The organism is Duganella vulcania (genome assembly GCF_009857655.1).
In the GTDB taxonomy this organism is placed as follows: domain Bacteria; phylum Pseudomonadota; class Gammaproteobacteria; order Burkholderiales; family Burkholderiaceae_D; genus Rugamonas; species Rugamonas vulcania.
In genome coordinates, this window is sequence record NZ_WWCX01000224.1 from 1 (window position 1) to 2,240 (window position 2,240).

Annotated in this window: 3 protein-coding genes; 1 reads left to right on the top strand and 2 read right to left on the bottom strand. The window is 73.1% G+C overall.

Annotation, left to right across the window (positions count from 1 at the left end; all coding sequences use genetic code 11):
• On the top strand, window positions 1–491 hold a 491-nt coding region (locus GTP90_RS35485; protein ID WP_161087900.1), incomplete at its 5' end, for a GNAT family N-acetyltransferase.
• A gap of 20 nt (window positions 492–511) precedes the next feature.
• Here the strand turns inward: GTP90_RS35485 and kdpE are convergent.
• Window positions 512–1,216, bottom strand: coding sequence for a two-component system response regulator KdpE (gene kdpE, locus GTP90_RS35490; protein ID WP_161087901.1), 705 nt, complete (start codon window positions 1,214–1,216; stop codon window positions 512–514).
• A 4-nt stretch (window positions 1,217–1,220) separates the two neighbouring features.
• A partial coding sequence (locus GTP90_RS35495; protein WP_175048356.1) for an ATP-binding protein occupies window positions 1,221–2,240 on the bottom strand: 1,020 nt, incomplete at its 5' end.

Consider the following 2,240-nt stretch of genomic DNA (forward strand, 5'->3'; position numbering starts at 1 on the left):
CGGCCATCCGCCGCGCCGTGCCCGAGGACGTCGGCGCCATCATCGGCCTGACCACCTCGGGCGGCGAGAGCGGCGGCTTCGACCAGTCGGTCACCGACGGCGTGCGCCAGGCCGCGCTGGCCGCCTCCTTCACCGCCGGCATCGTCGACGGCGCCGCGCTGCGCGACCTGTGGAGCGGCGGCACCGCCACCGTGCCGATCGAGTTCTGGGTGTGCGAGATCGACGCCCGCGTGGTCGGTTACATGATGATCCTGGGGGTCGACGAGCAGAAGGGCATGCAGCGCGAGCTGCACGCCATGGTGGTCGAGGACAGCTATCGCGGCCACGGCGTGGGCGGCATGATGGTGGACTTCTTCTGCACCCACTACAAGCACCGCCGCCTGTTGTCGGCCTGCCGCGACGGCTCGGCCATGCTGCACATGCTGACCCGGCGCGGCTTCGCGCTGCTGACCCGCAGCGACCAGGGCTACCTGATCCTGGCGCGCGACTAGCGCGGCCGGGGCGGCCCGGCCTAGGCCGGCAGCTGCAGCCGGTAGCCCACCGCGGTCTCGGTCAACAGGTAGCGCGGCTGGGTCGGGTCGGCCTCCAGCTTGTGGCGCAGGTGGCCCATGTAGATGCGCAGGTAGTGGCCGTTCTCCGACTGCGCCGGCCCCCACACGGCGCGCAGCAGCTGCGGGTTGCTCATCACCCGCCCGGCGTTGCCGACCAGGACCGCCAGCAGCCGGTACTCGGTCGGCGTCAGGTGCACCGGCGCGCCGCCGCGCGTCACGCGCCGCTGCTGCAGGTCGACCGCGACGTCGCCGAAGCGCACCACGCCGCCATGGTCGGCGGCCGGCTGGCGCTGGCGCCGCAGGGTGGCGCGCACCCGCGCCAGCAGCTCGCCCACGCCGAACGGCTTGGTCAGATAATCATCGGCGCCGGCGTCCAGCGCGCGGATCTTGTCGGCCTCGTTCACGCGCGCCGACAGCACGATCACCGGCACCCCGGACCACTTGCGCAGGTCGGTCATGAAGTCGATGCCGTCGCCGTCCGGCAGCCCGAGGTCGAGCACCACCAGGTCGGGCTTGCGGGTGCCGGCGTCGATCAGGCCGCGCTGCAGCGTGGCCGCCTCGTGCACCTGCCAGCCCTCCTCCTCCAGCGCGGCGCGCACGAAGCGGCGGATCTGCGGTTCGTCTTCCACCAGCAGCGCGGTGGGGGCGGTATCGGGTGTGCTCATATATCTATCCTTCGGTTTCCGGTGCCGGCATGGCCGGCGGGGTGCCCAGCGGCAGCGTCATGACGAAGGCCGCGCCGCCCAGCGGCGACGGCGCGGCGTGGATGCGGCCGCCGTGCGCGTCGACGATGGCGCGGCAGATCGCCAGCCCCAGTCCCACGCCCGGCTTGGCCGACTCGCGCTCGCCACGGGTGAATTTCTCGAACACCGCTTCCTCGCGCCCCGGCGGCAGGCCGGGGCCGTCGTCGCACACCATGACGTCGATCCAGGCGCCGCGCAGCGCGGCGGCGATCTCGATGCGCGCGCCGGGCGGCGTGTACTTGGCGGCGTTCTCCAGCAGGTTGCACAGCACCCGCTCGATCAGCACGGCGTCAAAGCGCAGCAGCGGCAGCGCGGCCGGCAGGCGGGTGCGCACCGTGTGCCCCTGCAGCTGCGCGCCGCTGGCGCGCAGCGCGCTGCCCACCACCTCCTCCAGCGCCTGCCACTGCAGGTTGAACTTGACCTCGCCGCTCTGGATGCGCGCCATGTCGAGCAGGTTGGCCACCAGGGCGCTCATGCGCAGCGCCTCGTGGTGCAGCAGCATGGCGGTCTCGCGCTGGGCCGGCGCCAGCGGCGGGCGCGAGCCGGCCAGCGATTCGGACAGGCCCACCAGCGACGTCAACGGCGTGCGCAGGTCGTGCGACAGCGCCGCCAGCAGCGAGTTGCGCAGCCGCTCGGACTCCATGTTGACCAGCGCGTTCTGCGCCACCTCGATGTAGTGCACCCGCTCGAGCGCGATCGCGGCCAGCGCGGCGAAGGTGTCCAGTTGCTGGCGCTGCTCGGGGATCAGCATCCAGTGCCGCTGCTCGGGCTCGATCGCCAGCACGCCGCGGGTGCGCATCGGCGCCACCAGCGGCAGGTAGAAGATGCGGCTGGCCGGCAGCGTGTCCGTGCCCAGGCCGGCGCCTTCGGCGCGGTCGAAGGCCCACTGCGCGATGCCAATGTCGAGCACCGTGCGGTGCTGGCGCGCGCCGGCGTCGGCCGCGCG

Excerpts from the sequence above, each read along its gene's own strand:
- kdpE (WP_161087901.1), bottom strand. The coding sequence starts at position 1,216 with ATGAGCACACCCGATACCGCCCCCACCGCGCTGCTGGTGGAAGACGAA.